At 65.5% G+C, this 17260-nt stretch carries 18 protein-coding genes; 7 read left to right on the top strand and 11 right to left on the bottom strand.

The window, feature by feature from the left end:
• The first annotated feature begins 147 nt into the window (after positions 1 to 147).
• From proB to FRF71_RS01270, 4 genes are all read left to right on the top strand, one after another.
• Positions 148 to 1278: a glutamate 5-kinase gene (proB, locus tag FRF71_RS01285; protein WP_147088852.1), complete on the top strand. Its 1131-nt coding sequence runs from the start codon at positions 148 to 150 to the stop codon at positions 1276 to 1278.
• A complete protein-coding gene (locus FRF71_RS01280) occupies positions 1275 to 2186 on the top strand; it encodes an NAD-dependent epimerase/dehydratase family protein (RefSeq protein ID WP_147088851.1) in 912 nt (303 codons plus the stop codon). The genes proB and FRF71_RS01280 overlap by 4 nt, the downstream gene beginning before the upstream one ends.
• 106 nt (positions 2187 to 2292) lie before the next feature.
• Complete coding sequence (locus tag FRF71_RS01275) at positions 2293 to 2964, top strand: cytochrome b/b6 domain-containing protein (RefSeq protein WP_147088850.1); 672 nt, start codon at positions 2293 to 2295, stop codon at positions 2962 to 2964.
• An 11-nt stretch (positions 2965 to 2975) separates the two neighbouring features.
• The gene (locus tag FRF71_RS01270; protein ID WP_147088849.1) at positions 2976 to 3470 is read left to right on the top strand and encodes a helix-turn-helix transcriptional regulator; all 495 of its coding nucleotides are present in this window, start codon (positions 2976 to 2978) and stop codon (positions 3468 to 3470) included.
• On the opposite strand, the gene FRF71_RS01265 is transcribed toward FRF71_RS01270, so the two are convergent.
• The 9 genes from FRF71_RS01265 to FRF71_RS15670 all read right to left on the bottom strand — a co-directional run bounded on the left by FRF71_RS01265 (position 3467) and on the right by FRF71_RS15670 (position 11648).
• A complete protein-coding gene (locus FRF71_RS01265; protein ID WP_147088848.1) occupies positions 3467 to 4252 on the bottom strand; it encodes a phosphoadenylyl-sulfate reductase in 786 nt (261 codons plus the stop codon). The two genes, FRF71_RS01270 and FRF71_RS01265, sit on opposite strands and share 4 nt — an antisense overlap.
• A complete protein-coding gene (locus FRF71_RS01260; RefSeq protein WP_147088847.1) occupies positions 4245 to 4673 on the bottom strand; it encodes a DUF934 domain-containing protein in 429 nt (142 codons plus the stop codon). Before FRF71_RS01260 ends, FRF71_RS01265 begins: the two co-directional genes overlap by 8 nt.
• On the bottom strand, positions 4666 to 6294 hold the full coding sequence (locus FRF71_RS01255) for a nitrite/sulfite reductase (RefSeq protein WP_147091480.1): 1629 nt from the start codon (positions 6292 to 6294) through the stop codon (positions 4666 to 4668). Before FRF71_RS01255 ends, FRF71_RS01260 begins: the two co-directional genes overlap by 8 nt.
• Entirely contained in the window at positions 6294 to 6590 is a 297-nt protein-coding gene (locus FRF71_RS01250) for a DUF2849 domain-containing protein (protein WP_147088846.1), read from the bottom strand. Before FRF71_RS01250 ends, FRF71_RS01255 begins: the two co-directional genes overlap by 1 nt.
• A complete protein-coding gene (gene cobA / locus FRF71_RS01245; protein ID WP_147088845.1) occupies positions 6587 to 7360 on the bottom strand; it encodes a uroporphyrinogen-III C-methyltransferase in 774 nt (257 codons plus the stop codon). The genes FRF71_RS01250 and cobA overlap by 4 nt, the downstream gene beginning before the upstream one ends.
• A 76-nt stretch (positions 7361 to 7436) precedes the next feature.
• Positions 7437 to 8264: a mechanosensitive ion channel family protein gene (locus tag FRF71_RS01240; protein ID WP_147088844.1), complete on the bottom strand. Its 828-nt coding sequence runs from the start codon at positions 8262 to 8264 to the stop codon at positions 7437 to 7439.
• Positions 8261 to 9487, bottom strand: coding sequence for a cystathionine beta-lyase (metC, locus tag FRF71_RS01235; RefSeq protein ID WP_147088843.1), 1227 nt, complete (start codon positions 9485 to 9487; stop codon positions 8261 to 8263). Before metC ends, FRF71_RS01240 begins: the two co-directional genes overlap by 4 nt.
• 24 nt (positions 9488 to 9511) lie before the next feature.
• Entirely contained in the window at positions 9512 to 10354 is an 843-nt protein-coding gene (gene sseA, locus FRF71_RS01230) for a 3-mercaptopyruvate sulfurtransferase (protein WP_147088842.1), read from the bottom strand.
• A gap of 139 nt (positions 10355 to 10493) precedes the next feature.
• Positions 10494 to 11648: a hypothetical protein gene (locus tag FRF71_RS15670; RefSeq protein ID WP_147088841.1), complete on the bottom strand. Its 1155-nt coding sequence runs from the start codon at positions 11646 to 11648 to the stop codon at positions 10494 to 10496.
• Positions 11649 to 11779: 131 nt separating this feature from the next.
• Between FRF71_RS15670 and queF the strand changes: the two genes are divergently transcribed.
• From queF to FRF71_RS01210, 3 genes are all read left to right on the top strand, one after another.
• Positions 11780 to 12238, top strand: coding sequence for a preQ(1) synthase (gene queF / locus FRF71_RS01220; protein WP_147088840.1), 459 nt, complete (start codon positions 11780 to 11782; stop codon positions 12236 to 12238).
• A 128-nt stretch (positions 12239 to 12366) separates the two neighbouring features.
• Positions 12367 to 14610, top strand: coding sequence for a TonB-dependent receptor (locus FRF71_RS01215; protein WP_202878091.1), 2244 nt, complete (start codon positions 12367 to 12369; stop codon positions 14608 to 14610).
• Positions 14611 to 14730: 120 nt separating this feature from the next.
• Positions 14731 to 15288 (top strand): hypothetical protein, encoded by a 558-nt coding sequence (locus FRF71_RS01210; RefSeq protein ID WP_147088838.1) that lies wholly within the window; start codon positions 14731 to 14733, stop codon positions 15286 to 15288.
• A 21-nt stretch (positions 15289 to 15309) separates the two neighbouring features.
• Here the strand turns inward: FRF71_RS01210 and FRF71_RS01205 are convergent, their stop codons facing one another.
• Both FRF71_RS01205 and FRF71_RS01200 read right to left on the bottom strand, forming a co-directional pair.
• Complete coding sequence (locus FRF71_RS01205) at positions 15310 to 16434, bottom strand: aminotransferase class V-fold PLP-dependent enzyme (protein ID WP_147088837.1); 1125 nt, start codon at positions 16432 to 16434, stop codon at positions 15310 to 15312.
• Entirely contained in the window at positions 16431 to 17225 is a 795-nt protein-coding gene (locus FRF71_RS01200) for a tryptophan 2,3-dioxygenase (protein ID WP_147088836.1), read from the bottom strand. Before FRF71_RS01200 ends, FRF71_RS01205 begins: the two co-directional genes overlap by 4 nt.
• Between the last annotated feature and the right edge of the window lie 35 nt (positions 17226 to 17260).

Below are 17260 nucleotides of genomic sequence, written 5' to 3'. Positions count from 1 at the left end.
AGAAAGGCTTACCGTTCAGGGAGGCCCGGCTGCGCTCGATTGCAGCCGCTGGGTTGTGCGCCAGTATTGGAGATGGGTCCCCGCTTTCGCGGGGATGACAGGTAGTAAAAGCTTGCGGGAGCGGGCCCGTCCGCTAATCGGCAAGCCATGAAGATCACCCGCCTGTCCGATCTGGCCGATGCCGCGCTGTGCCGCCGCCTGGTGGTCAAGGTTGGCTCGTCGCTGCTGGTCGGCAAGGACGGGGTGCGCCGGGCCTGGCTGGAAGGCTTGGTGGCAGAGATCGCCGCCGCCCGCGCAGGCGGGCAAGAAGTGATCGTCGTCTCCTCGGGCGCGATTGCACTAGGTGCGGCCAAGCTCGGTCTCGACAAGGGCGGGCGCGGGAGCCTGGCCGATGCCCAGGCTGCTGCAGCAGTCGGGCAGATCGCCCTCTCGGGCCTCTGGGCCGAACTGCTGAGCGCGCACGGCGTCACCGCCGCGCAATTGCTGCTGACGCTGGAAGACCTGGAAGACCGCCGCCGCTACCTCAACGCCACCGCCACGCTGACCCGGCTACTCGATGCCGGGGCCGTGCCGGTGATCAACGAGAATGATAGCGTCGCCACCCAGGAAATCCGCTTTGGCGATAACGACCGGTTGGCCGCTCGGGTGGCCCAGGCGGCGCAGGCCAATGCCGTGCTCCTGCTGTCCGATGTCGATGGCCTGTTCGATCGCAACCCGGCCGAACCGGGGGCCATGCTGCTGCCCGAGGTGCGCGGGGTGACCGCCGAGGTTCATGCCATGGCCACAGGCGGATCTTCGTCTGGCATGGGCTCTGGGGGCATGACGTCGAAGCTCCAGGCGGCCGAGATTGCCGAGCGCGCCGGGATCGCGCTGGCCATCGCCAGTGGCCTGTACGATGCGCCGATTGCCCGCGCTTCGGCCGAGGGGATCGGCACGCTGTTCCTGCCGCGCCGCAAGGATGCCGGGCGTAAGGCCTGGCTCGGCGGTCGGTTGCGGCTGAAGGGTGCGCTGGTGATCGATGCAGGGGCGGCGCGGGCATTGGCCAAGGGTTCCAGCCTGCTCGCGGCCGGGGTGATCAGGGTCGAGGGTGAGTTCCAGCGCGGCGATGCCGTGGCGATCCGCAGCGAGGCGGGCGAAACGCTGGCCCACGGCCTGGCCGAATACGATGCGCTCGAATGCGCGCGGCTTATGGGCCACAACTCGGCCGAACACGCTGCCTTGCTTGGCTATGCCCCGCGCTCGGCCGTGGTCCACCGTGACCAGATGGTGGTGCTGTGACGATAGCCGTAACCGGGGCGACCGGGTTTGTCGGCCAGGCCCTGCTTGATCGTGCCGAGGAGGCCGGGATTGCCGTCCGAGCGCTAAACCGCCGCGACCAGCCGCCACGCGCCGGAGTTGAGTGGGTGCGCGGCGACCTCGATGACCATGCGGCGCTCAGGAAGCTGTGCCGGGGCACAGAAGCGGTGATCCATGTCGCTGGCGTGGTCAATGCGCCCGACCCGGAAGGGTTCGAGCGCGGCAATGTCACCGGCACGCTCAATGTGATCGAAGCAGCGCGCCAGGCCGGTGTGCCGCGGCTGGTCCATGTCTCCTCGCTCTCCGCGCGCGAGCCGGACCTATCAGTCTACGGCGCCAGCAAGGCCCGCGCGGAAAAGCTGGTGCGCGCCAGCGGGATCGACTGGACCATTGTGCGCCCACCCGGAATCTACGGCCCGCGCGATACCGAGTATCTCGAGATGTTCCGGCTCGCTCGCTGGGGCCTTCTGCCGGTGCCGCCGCGCGAAGGGCGCAGCTCGCTGATCCACGTCGATGATCTCGCTCGCCTGCTGCTGGCGCTGCTGCCGCGCAGCGAAGAAGCCTCGCACCGGGTTTACGAGCCCGATGATGGCCGCAAGAACGGCTGGAGCCACTATGAACTGGCCCGGACGATCGGCTGGGCGATGGGGCGGCGACCCTGGGTGATCCACCTCAGCCGCGCTTCGCTGGAACGGGTGGCGCGCGCCGACCGGTTCGTGCGCGGGCCCAGGGCCAAGCTGACGCTCGATCGGGTCGGGTACATGGCGCATCCGGATTGGGTGGTGACCCACGGTTCTCGTCCCCCATCCGGTCTGTGGCGCCCGCTGATCCCGACGCGCGAGGGGCTGAAGGCCACGGCGCAATGGTATCGCGACAACAACTGGCTTTGAGCACCTAAGCAGCCGCTTATTGCGACCAGGCTAAGCGGCTGTGCACTGGCCCATCGGTCCCACACCGCCCATCGACGGCTCCAGCAACTCGCCAGGAGCCGGGACAATGACCAATGCACTGACCAAGCCGCGCCGCTGGGATCCGATCGTCAAGCTGACCCATTGGGGCATCGTTGGCGCGGTCATCGGCAATGCGATTGTCACCGAAGAGGGCTCGGGCTGGCATATCTGGGTTGGCTATGGCCTGGCCGCGCTGCTTGCCTTGCGCTTGCTGTGGGGTCTGGTCGGTCCGCGCGAGGCCCGCTTTGCGGCCTTCCCCCCCAGCCTCGCGCGGGCCACAAATCACCTGGGCGAGATCCGCCGGGGCGAGGTGGTCCGCCACCAGTCGCACAATCCGCTTGGCGCGCTGATGGCCTATGCGATCTGGGCGACGCTGGCGGTGATCGTGGCCAGCGGGATTGCGATGTCCGGCCCGCCGCCCTCCGATCCGGCAGCGGTCAAGGGTGAGCATGGCGAGCAGGGCGAGGTTGCCGCCGCGATCCTGCAGACGGTCATTCCTTCGGCCAGGGCCGAGGAAGCGGGTGAGGACGAAGGCGAGGAGGCCGGCGAGGGTGCTGAGAGCGAAGGCGAAGAGTGGCTGGAAGAAATGCACGAAATCGCGGTCAACTTGCTCTATGTCCTGATTGCCCTGCATCTCGCCGGCGTGGTGTTCGAAACCCGCCGCTCAGGCCGCGAGGTGGTGGGGGCGATGATCCCGGGGGGCAACCGCCGGACCTGACGGAACGGGGCATGACGAACAGGGTAAGCCAGATCAGACAACGCCGCGACCGGCAGGCCTTGCTGGTCGCGGGCGTTGTTGCGGTCCAGGCGGTGGCGGCAGTGTTCTTTGTGGCCGATGCCTTGGGTGACTTCGCTGCCGATGGGGTGACTGCCCATATTCTGATCGAGGCGCTGATTGCCTTTGCCCTGCTGGCCGGGGTGTTTGTCGGCGCGGCCCATGTCCGCCGCCTGCTGGCTGAGGCGCAGCAGCGCGAGCAGGCGCTCGACATCGCCCGGGGTGCGCTCAGCGAACACATCGCGGCGCGCTTTGCCGACTGGGGCCTGACCGCGGCCGAGAGCGACGTGGCGCTGTTTGCGCTGAAAGGCTGCGATGCAGCGGAGATTGCCGCCTTGCGCGGGGCGGCGCAGGGCACGGTCCGGGCCCAGCTCAGCCAGGTCTATGCCAAGGCCGGGGTGACGAGCCAGGCCGGTTTGGTCAGCCTGTTCCTCGAAGATTTGCTTTAGAACGCCGGATCGTAACCCGGCGGCAGCGCCTCGGCGGCGCCGTCGACGTGGATGCCGCATTCGGTTTTGTCCCAGCCCTTCCAGCGGCCCGAGCGCGGGTCTTCGCCCGGCGCGACCTTGGTGGTGCAGGGGGAGCAGCCGATTGAGGGATAGCCTTGCGCAACCAGCGGATGAGCCGGGAGGCCGGTGGCCTCGAAATAGGCGCTGACCTGGCCGCTTGACCAGGTGGCAAGCGGATTGATCTTGAGCCGGCCCTGGGCATCGGTCTGGTCGAGTTCGAAGGTCTGGAGCCCGGCGCGGGTCGCGCTCTGGAAGCCCTTGCGGCCGGTAAAGCTGGCATCGAAATGGGTGAGGGCCGCGGCCAGCGGCTGAACTTTGCGGATTTCGCAACAGCCGTCAGGGTCATAGGACCAGCGCAGGCCAGTGCCATCACGCGCGGCGAGGGCCTCGGCATTGGGCGTCAGGTTGACCAGGTTGGTCATGCCCAGGCGCTTCATCACCGTATCGCGATAGTCCAGCGTTTCGGGGAAGTGCTTGCCGGTATCAAGGAACAGCACCGGGACCGAGCGATCGATCGTGGCGATCAGGTGCAGCAGCACCGCGCTTTCCGCGCCGAAGCTGGAAACGGCGGCGACGTCACCCGCCAGTCCCTCGCGCAGCACCGCGCGGAGCATGGCGATGGTCGGTACGTCGGCAAAGCGCGAGTTGAGCGCATCGACATCGGCCGCGGTAAAGCGCGGGCCGGTGTGAAGCTTGTCAATGCGCCGTGCCGGTTCAGCCATGCCGCTTGCTCCAGATCGCTGCGCGCCCATCGGTAGTTGGCTGGTAGACATCCGAGTAGCGGTTGAAGGCGTTCTCGGCGTCGATCGGATCAAGCGGAACTTCAGGCGCAAAGGCATCGAAGCCGCAGCGACGCAGGAAGGCGAGCTGGTCAACCAGCACGTCACCAACGGCGCGCAGTTCGCCTTGGTAGCCGGCCTCGCGCAGGATCCGCGCGGCCGAATAGCCGCGGCCATCGCCGAACACCGGGAAGTTCACCTCGATCAGCTGTAGGCGCTCAAGGTGCGGGAGCAGATCGCGCGCATCGTCACCCGGCTCAAGCCGGACGGCGGCGGCGTTGGTCTGCTCGCCGAAGGCATCGACCGTGACGCCAGGATCGGCGACGGGTTCGTCATCGCGGAAGCGGAATTGGACCTCAGCCATAAAGCGCCTCCTTGAACGGGGCCATGCCGATGCGGCGGTAGGTATCAAGGAAACGTTCGTTATCCGAACGATTTGCGAGATATACTTGCGTCGCCTTCTCAACTGCATCCACGATCCCGTCCTCGTCGAAACCGGGCCCGGTGATCGTGCCGAGCGACGTGTCGGCCGCCTCGCTGCCGCCAAGCAGAAGCTGGTAGTTCTCCACCCCCTTGCGGTCGACGCCAAGGATGCCGATGTGGCCGGCGTGGTGGTGGCCGCAGGCATTGATGCAGCCCGAGATCTTGAGCTTCAGCTCACCGATTTCCTGCTGCCTATCCGCCAACCGCTGGCTGATCTTCTGCGCCACCGGGATCGAGCGGGCATTGGCCAGGCTGCAATAGTCGAGCCCCGGGCAGGCGATGATATCGCCGACCAGGTCGAGGTTCGCCGTGCCGAGGCCTTTGGCATCCAGCGCCTGCCACAGCGCGTAAAGATCAGCCTTTTTCACATGCGGCAGGACGATGTTCTGGGCGTGGGTGACGCGCAACTCGTCGAACGAGTACTGCGCCGCAAGGTCGGCCATCAGCCGCATCTGTTCGCCCGTCGCGTCGCCCGGAATGCCGCCGACCGGCTTCAGACTGATCGTCGCGGCGATATAGCCCGGCTGCTTGTGGGTGACGCAGTTGTTGTCAACCCACAGCGCGAAGTCGGGATCGCGGCGGTCCAGGTCATCGGAAAGACCAGCTTCAAACGGCGGATCGGCAAACATTGCCTTGATCCGCTCCAGCTCGGCCCGCGGGGGTTCGACGTTCTGCGCCAACAGGTGCGCGAACTCGGCCTCAACCTGGCGGGTATATTCTTCCTTTCCAAGCTCATGGACCAGGATCTTGATACGCGCCTTGTACTTGTTATCGCGGCGGCCGTGGCGGTTGTAGACCCGCAGGCAGGCCTCGGCATAGGTGATGAACTGATCGATCGGCACGAAGGGATTGATGCACGGCGCAATCATCGGCGTGCGGCCCATGCCGCCGCCGACGTAGAAGGCCGCACCGATCTCGCCAGCCGCATTCCGCACAATCTGCACGCCGATATCGTGCAGCTTCATCGCCGCGCGGTCGATGTCAGAGGCGATTACCGCCATCTTGAACTTGCGCGGCAGGAAGCTGAATTCGGGGTGGAAGGTGCTCCACTGGCGGATCAGTTCGGCATAGGGCCGGGGATCGACCACCTCGTCTGCTGCGGCGCCGGCATACTGGTCCGAACTGGTGTTGCGGATGCAATTGCCGCTGGTCTGGATCGCATGCATCTCAACCGATGCGAGCTCGGCCAGCAGGTCGGGCGCTTCTTCCAGCTTGATCCAGTTGTACTGGATGTTCTGGCGGGTGGTGAAGTGGCCATAGCCGCGGTCATACTTGTCGGCGATATCGCCCAGCATCCGCATCTGCGCACCTGACAGCGTGCCATAAGGGATGGCAACGCGCAGCATATAGGCGTGGAGCTGCAGATAGAGCCCGTTCATCAGCCGCAGCGGCTTGAACTGGTCCTCGGTAATGTGGCCTTCAAGCCGGCGGCGCACCTGGTCGCGGAATTCCTCGACCCGGGCATCGACCATTGCCTGGTCGTAAGTGTCATACTTGTACATCAGATCACCCAATCGCCGGCGGTCGGATCAGCCGGCTTCAAAGTCAGGTCGGGGCGCACGGTTGGGCCGAGCGCGCGAATGCGTTCCTTGATGTGGCCGGGGCGCACCCCGGTCTCATCCTTCACCGCGTCGATCGCATAGGCGGCGTTGACGCGGCGCGCGGCCAGTTCGCGGGCCAGAATCGTGTCGGCGTGATCGCCAACATCGACCGCGTCTTCGACATGGAGCGACCATTGTACGCCGTCCCACCAAGTGACGGCGCCGGTCTTGAGGTCATTGCCGGTCAAGATCTTCATGTCGTGGCCTCCAGCGCCAAGGCGCGCAACGCTTCAACTTGGGGTTCGGCGGTCACTTCGCCGATCACGATCACCGCCGGACTCTTGACCTTCGCGCGGGCCACAAGGTCCGGCAGTCCGGCGAGACTGGTGCGCAAGACGCGCATCTGCGGGCGCGTGGCATTCTCCACCACCGCGACCGGCATGTCGGGTGCCAGACCGTCCTCGATCAGCTTGTCGGCAATCGCCTCGGCCGTGGCAAGGCCCATGTAGATGACCAAGGTGCGACCCTTGCCGGCGAGACCCGCCCAGTTCTGTTCGCTAAGGCCCTTGCACTGGCCGGCCACGAAGCTGACCACCGAGGCCGAACGACGGTGGGTCAATGGCATTTGTGCAGCAGCGGCAGCGCCGATTGCAGCGCTGATGCCGGGGACCACTTCGACGGCTACGCCAGCTGCCTGGCAGGCCTCGGCCTCTTCACCGCCGCGTCCGAAGATGAACGGATCGCCGCCCTTAAGGCGGACCACTTCCTTGCCGGTCAGCGCCTCGCGGACGAGGAGCGCGTTGATCTCTTCCTGCGGCATGGTGTGGCGCGAACGGCGCTTGGCGACCGAAACCAGCCGGGCCTCGGGCCGCGCGAGCGCGAGAATTGCGGGATCGACCAGGCCGTCGTGGACGATCAGCCTGGCCCGCATGATCAGCCGCGCGGCGCGCAGCGTCAACAAGTCAGGATCGCCGGGACCAGCGCCGACCAGCCAGACCTTTCCGGGCTCGGGAGTAGGATTGCTCATCTTGCCCAAGTGCGCTTTCGGGCGCGCCGCTGCCAGCCAGAATGCCTTTGCGGGGGCTTAGGATAGCTTTTCCCGGTCAGCCGGCCGGGATGACAACGCCGTTCTCGTTAAAGAGGCGCCAGACATTGCGGAGAATGGCCGAGCGGATCATGCCGGTACCGATTTCGGGTTGGCTGATCGAGACCTGGATTTCGAACTCGATGCCTTTTTCGGCGAAACTGACCAGCCAGACTGCCGGCTTGGGCTCTGGCTGGACGCGGTCCACGCCCTCGATCGCCTGGAGCATCAGCCGCTCGGCCAGGTCAAGGTCGGTACCGTAAGCCACGCGGACGGGCACCTTCATCCGTTCGTCCTTGGTGCTGGCGGTCCAGTTCTCGACCGCTGAAGTCATCAGCAATTCGTTCGGGATCAGATACCTGATGTGGTCGCGGGTGGTAACTGCGACGGCGCGGATGCCGATGCGGTTGACCTTACCAACGGTCTTGTCCGAGCCGGTGCCGACCGCGATCACGTCGCCCGGCTCGATCGAGCGGTCCATGAGCAGGATTATCCCTGAGATCAGGTTGCCCAGCGTCTTCTGCAAACCAAAGCCGATGGCCAGGCCAAATGCGCCGGAAAACACGGTCAGCGCGGTCAGGTTAATGCCAAGGATATCGACACCAATCAGCACCAGCGCGGTCCAGACGGCGATGTTGACCAGCTTTTCGCCCAGCACCTGTTGTGCAAGGTCGAGCCGAGTCATGCGGCGGAAGACCCGGCGCACGAACCGGGTCAGCGTCCACCCGATCACGACTACCCCGACGACCACGGTCAGGATCTTGAACGCGACCAGCAAGGAGATGTGATAACCGCCCAGATCGAACCCGATCGTATCGAGCCAGCCCAGAAATTCCGGCCAGCTCATGCCGCACTCCACGCCGCAAGGCCGCGTTCAAGGTCGGCGATCAGGTCGGCCTGTTCTTCTAGTCCGATCGAGAGGCGAACCCCAAAGCGGTCGGCCGCGTCCATGCCGGGAAGCGGCCAGCGGGTCGCAGTCCGCAGGCCCGCCGGATCGATCGGGGTAACGAGGCTCTCGAACCCGCCCCATGAATAGCCGATGCCAAAAAGAGTGAGCGCATCGATGAAGGCATCGCGCGCCTTGCCGTCCTTGCCCTTGAACACCAGGCTGAACAGGCCGCAGCCACCGGAGAAATCGCGGGTCCAGAGCTCGTGCCCCGGGGATCCCGGCAGCATGGGATTGAGCACGCGGGCAACTTCCAGGCGCGCTGAAAGCCACTGCGCCAGCGCCAGCGAACTGGCCGTCTCGCGCTCCAGCCGCAGGCCCATCGTGCGCAGGCCGCGCAGGGCGAGGGCGGCATCGTCGGGCGAGACTACCTGGCCCAGGCTCTGCGCGGTCTTGCGCAGCTTGGCGTAGTACTTTTCGCCTGCCGCGGCGCTGCCCATCATCAGGTCAGAATGGCCGCCGACGTGCTTGGTCAGGCTCATTACGACAATGTCCGCGCCGCGTTCCAGCGCAGGGAAAGCCAGCGGTCCGGCCCAGGTATTGTCGAGCACCACGACGATGCCGCGTTCCCGCGCGAGGGCAGAGAGCGCTGGCACATCCTGCACTTCGAGCGTCAGGCTGCCGGGGCTTTCCAGCAGCACGGCCTTGCAGCGTTCGCAAGCAGCGGCGGCAAAGGCGGCGGGATCGAGCGGATCGAACCAGCGGGTTTCAATGCCCATGTCCTTAAGCAGCCCACGCGCCATCGAGCGGGTTGGCTCATAGGCGTTGTCGGTCATCAGCAGGACATCGCCCGGTCGCAGCACAGAGAACAGCGCGCCGGCCACTGCCGCCACGCCTGACGGATACAGCACAGTCCCGGCTGCACCCGGCTCCAGCTCGGTCAGCGCATCGGCCAGTGCCCACTGGGTCGGCGAACCGCGGCGACCGTAATAGAAGTGGCCGTCCTCGTTGGGCTTGCCGGCATGGACCGCCGCAGAATCGGGATAGAGGTGCGTCGAGGCGCGCCACACCGGCGGGCTGACCACCGATCCTGGTTGGCTGGGCGTGCCCGTCCATTCCGCGCTGCGTCCGGCCCCAACAAGGCGGGTTGCGGGACCTAGATTATCAGGTGTTTTCTTCGCCAAACCGGATCCGTTCGTAGTCGCTGCTCAGGCCGCGCCGGTCGCCTTCGGCGTGTCCGGATCGGCCCCCCACTCGCTCCAGCTACCGTCATAGAGCTTAGCGTCTTCCTTGCCCAGCAAGTGCATGGCAAACAAGAGCACACAGGCAGTAACGCCGCTGCCGCAGGTGGTAACGATTGGCTTGCTAAGGTCGATCCCGGCCCCGGCGAAGGCTTCCTTCAGCCCGGCCTTGTCCTTGAAGGTGCCATCGGCATTGAACAGGGCAGAATAGGGCAGGTTGCGCGATCCGGGGATGTGGCCAGCCGCGATGTGCGGGCGCGGATCGGCTTCCTCGCCGGTAAACCGGGCGGTCCCGCGCGCATCGAGCACCTGTTCGGCCCCGCTCGCAACATTGGCCAGCATCTGGTCCTTGCTGCGGACCTTGCCCTCTTCCTGCCAGGCGGTGAAATGACGGTGGCGCAGCGTTTCGGGGCCCTCGGCCAGCGGGCGACCTTCGGCCTTCCACTTCGCAATCCCGCCATCGAGGATCGCGACGTTGTGCGCGCCGAACAGCTTGAGCATGAACCAGGCGCGGGCTGAGGTTTTGACCGCGCTGTCATCATAGATCACGATCCGGCTGCCATCGCCCAGACCGAGCGATTGCATGCGGCTGGCGAACTTTTCCGGCGGAGGAAGGGTATTGTCGACCGGCGAACCGGTGTCGACCAGATCGGCCAGGTCCATAAAGACGGCACCAGGAATGTGGGCCGCCAGGTATTCGTCGAGCGCGCTGCGGCCTGTGGCCGGCATATGCCAGCTGGCATCGACGATGCGCAGGTCGCTGGCGCCAATTTCATTGGCCAGCCATTCGGTGGTGACAAGACTATCCATATGACCCTCGCGTCCTCCTCGCGCTGACCGGGCCCGCGCATTTTTGCGTGTCAGGTCCGGGCGAGTGCCGCGCTCCTCTTCGCTGCACCTGCGAAAGGAGGCTTAACCCGCCTCTGGCCGCGCGTCGAGGGCAATTTGGTCAGCCGACCGCGCGCTGGCCAAGCTTGCCGAAAGTGCGCGGGCCAAGGTCGAGCCGGAACGGGCGCAGCGCACCGCCGGGCTGTTCGGGCAGTTCACCGATCACAAACGTCTGGGCAAGGACCAGCGACTCGTCGGCCGCCTGCGCCGCTTGCACCCGCAGCCGGGCGAGCGGCACGAAATAGGCCGCATTGCCAGCGCGGATCGGGGTAATCGCGGTCAACGGCAGGCGCATTTCGCCCTTGAACTCGGCGCTTGCTCCAGGAGCAAGCTCGACCAGCGCATGGCGCAGTTCCAGCTTCTGGTCAGGATTGGCAATCTGCTGCTCGACCGGCAGTGACGAATGGGCAGCAACCATGTCGCCCTCGATCGCCAGCGCGCTGAGCGGGGCAGCGCCATGGTTGGTGAGCGTCAGCTGGTAGGTCAGCGTGGTCGCCATCAGCGAAGCATCGAGGCGGCGCGCTTCAAGCGAAATGTGCAGGCCATCAGGCCGTGGGGCGGGGCTGGGCTCAGGGGGGCGCACAGGTGCAGCGGGCGGGGGCGGAGCAGGGTTTGTGGCAGGCTCGGGCTGCTGCAACGGCGCGGGCACCGCCGGCGGTTCAAATTCGACCTTGGGCGCCGCGTCTGACTTGCGCCGACGCCACAGCAGCCCGCCGACCAGCGCCAGCAGCGCCAGGGCGCCGACCAGCGCGCCCGTGGCAAACGCGGCCCAGTCCGAAGCCTCGGCAGTCGTGGCGGCTGGTTCGCTTGCGACAGGCGCCGGAGCGGGGGCCGGAACGGCGGTCGGCACGGCCGCTGCCGGAGCCGGCGTGGCAGTTCCCGGAAGAGCAAGCGGATCGGCGGCAGCGCTGGGACTGATTGCCGGTGCAGGCGCGGGGCGCGGGGCGGTGGTCTGCCGCGCGATCGGCTGGCGCGGCGCTGCGTTTGGCGATGGCGTTGCGGTCGGAGGAGGAGCAGTGGTCGGGCTGGCGCTCGGCTGCGGCGTGGCAGTCTGCGTCGGGCGGGGGCGAACAACCGGTGCGTCGGTATCGACCGGTCCGGCAGGGCGGGCACTGGGGCTGGCGGTGCCCGGAGGCAGACTGAATGTGCCTTGCGCCGCTGCGGGCAAGGCCAGGCCTAGCGCCAGTACCGCAAGTCCGTTCCTGAATGCCCCCATTGGTATTGTCACTTCGCGCACACCCTTACAATGCCCCGTGCGGCTGGCACCGGGAGCCCTGAATAGGGAGTGAACCCGCGCATTCAACCCGGTGGCTTGTGTTGCAGACGCGTTCGGGGCAAGGCCGTGCCATGTCGGACACACTTCAGCCCCTCCACCTGGGCCAGACCAGCGCGCTCCCCGCCTCGCCGGAAGAAGCGGTGCTGGACTATGTGCCCAATCCGCGTCCAAACGCGCTCTACCTGGCACGCTTCGCCGCGCCGGAATTCACCTCGCTTTGCCCGGTCACCGGCCAGCCCGATTTTGCCCACTTGGTGATCGACTATGCCCCGGGCCAGACAATCGTTGAATCGAAGAGCCTCAAACTGTTCCTTGGCTCATTCCGCAATCATGCCGGCTTTCACGAAGACGTGACGGTCGGCATCGGCCAGCGCCTGTTTGACGAGATGCAGCCACGCTGGCTGCGAATCGGTGGCTATTGGTACCCGCGCGGCGGCATCCCGATCGACGTATTCTGGCAAAGTGGCGCGCCGCCCGAAGGACTGTGGGTGCCCGATCAGGGCGTATCAGGGTACCGCGGGCGCGGCTAATCGGTCACACCTGAAACTAAAAAAGCGAGCCATTACGGATTGTCGGTTTCGTACGAAAGCGGGCTCTACTAAGCGCGCGCCCAGAATTCTATGCGTCCCCAACCCCTCCCAACCCAAGGACCACCATGATGCGCACCAAGCTGCTGCTCAGCCTTTCCGCTATTGCCGTTGTCGCCACTTCGGCCCCGGCCTTCGCCCAGGAATCGACCGACGAGACCCGTCTCGATGAAATCATCGTCACCGCCCAGCGCCGTGAGGAAAACCTCCAGGACGTGCCGGTTTCGGTCGCCACGCTCGGCGGTGAAACCCTGGCCGCTGTCACCGGCGCCGGTGCCGATATCCGCGCCCTCTCCGGCCGCGTCCCCAGCCTGAACATCGAAAGCTCGTTCGGCCGCACCTTTCCGCGCTTTTACATCCGCGGCCTGGGCAACACCGATTTTGACCTCAACGCCTCGCAGCCGGTCAGCCTGGTCTATGACGATGTCGTGCTGGAAAACCCGATCCTGAAGGGCTTCCCGGTGTTCGACCTTGACCGCGTCGAAGTGCTGCGCGGGCCGCAGGGCACGCTGTTCGGCCGCAACACCCCGGCCGGGATCGTCAAGTTCGATACCGCCAAGCCGACCTCGAAGAACAACTACCTGAAGGCCAGCTACGGCAGCTTCAACACCATCAACGCCGAAGCCGGCGTCGGCGGTGAACTGGGCAACGGTATCTCGGCCCGCCTTTCGGTGCTGTACCAGCGGCGCGATGACTGGGTCGACAACCTCGACGCCCCAGGCGAAAACAACCTCGAAGGCTTTGAAGACCTCGCCGCCCGCCTGCAGATCCAGGCTGACCTGAGCGATGCCTTCACCGTCCGCGTCGTCGGCCAGATCCGCGATTTCGACGGTACCGCCCGCCTGTTCCGCGCCAACGCCTTTGCCAAGGGCAGCAACAAGCTGATCGGCCTGGGCGGCCCGACCACCGAGTTCAAGCGCGATCAGGTCCGTGCCGATGGCCTGAACTTCCAGCGCCTGCGCAACTACAACCTGGGCATGACTGCCGAATACGATGCCGGCCCGGTCACCATCACTTCGGTCACCAGCTACTGGAACGGCAACCTCTACAGCCGCGGCGATATCGATGGCGGCTTCGGCAATGCCTTTGCCCCGACCATGGGCCCGGGCTTCATCCCGTTCTCGGCCCAGTCGCAGGACAACGTGCCGAGCCTCGACCAGTTCACCCAGGAACTGCGCTTTGCCAGCAACAACACCGGCGGCCTCGGTTATCAGGCTGGTGTGTTCTACCTGAACGAAAAGCTCGACATCACCAGCTTCGACTTCGGCGCGCCGACTGACACTACCCCGGCCGCCATCGCCACCCAGCGCCAGGGCAGCACCGCTTGGGGCCTGTTCGGCTCGCTCTCTTACGAGTTCGAAAACGGCGTAAAGCTGCAGGGCGGCCTGCGCTACAACGATGACCAGCGCAAGATGGTCGCCGCCCGTCCGGTCGATACCCGCCCGGGCTTCCTTGGCTTCGGCGGCCCGGTGCCGGCCGTCACCACCGAAGTGGGCGACAACGTCCTGACCTGGGACCTCGCCGCGAGCTATCCGCTGAGCGACGACGTCAACCTCTTCGCCCGCGTCGCCAAGGGCTATCGCGCTCCGGCAATCCAGGCCCGCCTGGCCTTCGGCCGCACGCCTTCGGTCGCCAACAGCGAAACCACGATGAGCTATGAAGCCGGGATCAAGTCGACCCTGGCCGATGGCAAGCTGCGCTTCAACCTGACCGGGTTCTACTTCAGCACCGACGATCTGCAGCTGACGGCTGTGGGCGGCGCCTCGAACTTCACCACGCTGCTCAACGCCGCGAAGGTCGATGGTTACGGCTTCGAAGCCGAACTGGAAGCCAAGCCCGCCCAGGGTCTGACGCTGACAGCCGGCCTCTCGTACAACCACAACGAGATCAAGGACCCGAACGCCTTTGTCGCCGGCTGCGGCGCCAACTGCACCGTCACCAGCCCGCAGCGCGTCGGCAGCCCGGGGATCTTCTCGATCAACGGCAACCAGCTGCCGCAGAGCCCGCGCTGGATCGCCAACTGGACGGCCGGTTATGCCGCCCCGATGGGCAATGGCGAAGCCTATGTGTTCACCGACTGGGCTTATCGTTCGAAGGTACAGTTCTTCCTCTACGACTCGGTCGAATTCAGCGACGACAAGATGCTCGAAGGCGGCCTGCGGATTGGCTACCGCACCGATAAGTTCGACATTGCCGCTTACGCCCGCAACATCACCAACGATGTTTCGGCCGTTTCGGGGATCGACTTCAACAACCTCACCGCGATGGTCAACGAACCGCGCGTGTTCGGTGTGGAAGCCTCAATCAAGTTCTGATCGCGGCTACCGTCTTTAGCGAATGGCCCCGCCGGAGCGATCCGGCGGGGCTTTTCGTGCCAATGATTGACTTTCGTCTGGCAGGCGCGAAGCTAGGGGTGTTTCAACAGGGGTGTTGGCGTGGACAGAAAGGTTTTGGCAGCCGTCTGCCTAAGTGCCGCGATTGCCGCCGCCTATCTGGCCGTGGCTTCGACCAACACCGCCATGATCACGAAACTCAGGACCGGAAGCACTTTCACGATCGTTTACGTGGTGGGGGCCGTTCTGTCCGGCTTCATCGGTTACAGCTTTGCCAGCCTGTTCGAGTTGCGTCTTCTCAAGCGACTGGTGATGGTGGGCAGCATGGCTCTCGGCCTCTATGCTTGCGGCAATATCAGCCGGGGCTTGCTGATCAGTCGGCTATTTCAGCAGGATCTGACCCGCGGTGAAGAGGCACTGCCCGTCACGCAGCTGCGCGGAAAAACGCTTGGCTTGCGTTCACCCCATACCGGCACCGTGTTCTACCTGCCCACCACGATCGTAGCCAGCCCGGGCCTTGCGCAGTTCGCGCTGGCCGGAAAATGCGGCAAGGTAAAGGTTGAAGAAAATGCAGCGGGCGACAAGCGCATCGCGGCCGACAATCGTCCGCTTTCAATCTACGATGTAGTACACTGCCCGGGCAAATTACGCGCGCGCTGAAATCTGCAAGAACGATTGTATTCAGGCCAAAGCGGTATCAAAGATGTCGGCCAGCCTGGCGAGCAAGTCGTCAACATCGTCTTCGCTTTGGTAGAGTGCAAATCCGATCCGCAGCACGTCGTCGCGAAGATCTGTGATCACGCCCCTGTCCGATAGCAAGTCGTAGAGGATGGGAGCGAGTTCGCCCTTGAAGGCTAGAAACCGGACGCGAGGTTCGGAGATCAGCGATAAGTCTGGCAGCGGGTTGGCGGCCAGAAACCGTGCCTTCAGTCCATCGCAGTGCGCGCTGATCGCAGCGGTGGTCAGGCCTTCGCTCGTCAGCGTCCGCTGCACCGCGTTGAAGCGGTAAAGCCCAGACGGATCAAATGTGCTGCCCAGGTAGCGCCTGCCATCGGGGGCGAAGCCGACGCCGCCCTGCTTGGCTGCCAGGTCATCGAATGCTGCAAACCAGCCAGTGTACTCGGGGCGGGGGCCGAAACCCGGCGGGGCATGGAGGAAGCAGGCGCCTTCGCCGGCCATGGCATATTTGTAGCCACCTGACAGGTAGAAGACACGGTCCGCGATCGCCGAGAGGTCGGTCGGCAAGGCCATGAAGCCGTGATAACCATCGATCACCACCCATGGCCCCTCGGGCCGGGCGAGGGCGGCCAGGTGCTCGATCCCGTCCAGCACCTTACCCGAATTGAACTGGACCTGGCTGGCGAAGATCAGGTCGAATTGACCGCTCTCGGCGGTCTCGACCACTTGCTCCAGCGGCACGGTGGTCAGCGCGATCCGTCCGGCCTCGGCCCAGCGCAGCGACTGGCGGCGAAAGGAGTGGAACTCGCCATCGCTCGCCAGCACGCGCGGGCGATCCATCGGCAGGGCCGAGACGATCCGCACCAACAGTTCGTGGGTATTGGGCGCAAAGGCGATGCTGGCCGGATCAGGCAGGGCGAGCTCGGCCGCAATCTGGCTCTGGGCCTCGGGGATTACCGCGCCGAACACCCGGTCCCATTTGTGGTCAGCCAGGACGGCGGCGTCTTGCCAGGCTTCGGCGTGCCCATCCCAGCTGGCATCGGGCCAGAGGTGGTGGCTGTGCGCGGCAAAGTGCAGGCGGCCAGGCGCGGCGGCAAGCGCGCGGGAGAAGAGGCGCTTGTAGCTCACAGACTGGTCCTGAGGGTCCACAGTTCAGGGAAGGCGCGCTTGCCCAGGGTGGAGTGCAGATAGGCCGCACCCGCCGTGCCGCCGGTGCCCCGCTTGCCGCCGATCACGCGCTCCACCGTCAGCACGTGCTTGTGCCGCCAGGTTGCCATGGCATCGTCGAGATCGACCAGCTTTTCGGCGAGCTGGTAAAGCTCCCAATAGCGGTCGGTGTGGCGATAGACTTCGAGGAAGGCCGCCTCGACCGCTTCGTTGGCCTCATGGGGCTTGGTCACATCTCGCCCGAGTACCTCTGTCGGGATCGGCAGACCGGCCCGTGCGGCGGCGGCAATCGCATCGTCCCACAGGCTCGGCGCGGCCAGTGCGGCTTCCATCGCCGCGCGCGCTTCGGGGCGATCCTCCTGATAGGACAGGAAGCGCTTATCCTTCAGCCCCAGCATGTATTCGACCGTGCGGAACTGGTCGGACTGGAAGCCGCTGGATGGCCCCAGCACGTCGCGGAAGCGGGTGTAGTCACTCGGCGTCATGGTCGCGAGGACGTCCCAGCTCAGCGTCATCACCGCCTGGATCCGGCTGACCCGCGCCAGCGCCTTGTAGGCCGGCACCAGCGCCCCCGCCTGGACCTGTTCCTTGGCCAGCCGCAACTCGCGGATCATCTGCTTGAGCCACAGCTCCTTGGTCTGGTGGATGACGATGAACAACATCTCGTCATCGCAGTCAGACTGCGGGTGCTGGGCAGAAAGCAGGTCGTCGAGCGCGAGGTAGCGCGCGTAGGTCATGGTCTGGTCGGTCATGGACGGACCATTCCCCGATCAGGTTACAATTGCAA

This window comes from Novosphingobium ginsenosidimutans (genome assembly GCF_007954425.1).
Classification (GTDB): domain Bacteria; phylum Pseudomonadota; class Alphaproteobacteria; order Sphingomonadales; family Sphingomonadaceae; genus Novosphingobium; species Novosphingobium ginsenosidimutans.
The sequence above is the reverse complement of the archived record's forward strand: the minus strand, read 5'-3'. Positions and strand labels throughout refer to the sequence as shown.